Raw genomic sequence first — 267 nt, forward strand, 5'->3', positions numbered from 1 at the left:
GCGCGATTCTGCGCGTGCCAGTCGGCCGCGTATTTCCATCCCATTCCGCGCGGGTCGAGCATCTTGTAGCGCATCAGCCCGAACTGCTCGACGGGCAGGAAGCACGCTTCGTGCGACCAGTATTCGAACAGGCGCGCTTCGGCGAGATGCTCGTCGAGCCAACGCGGGTCGAAGTTGCCGACGCGGCTGAACAGCACCAGATACGGGCTGCGCGCGACGACGTGAATGGTGTCGATCTGCAATTGCGCCATGCGGCGGATCGCATCG

General features: G+C 64.0%; 1 protein-coding gene. It reads right to left on the reverse strand.

Going from position 1 to position 267, the window contains the following annotated elements; all coding sequences use genetic code 11:
* Positions 1-267, reverse strand: a 267-nt coding sequence (locus SB751_RS31185) for a DNA glycosylase AlkZ-like family protein (RefSeq protein WP_410749166.1), incomplete at both ends; no start/stop codon positions are given.

The organism is Cupriavidus sp. SIMBA_020, from assembly GCF_046535395.1.
Taxonomy (GTDB): domain Bacteria; phylum Pseudomonadota; class Gammaproteobacteria; order Burkholderiales; family Burkholderiaceae; genus Cupriavidus; species Cupriavidus campinensis.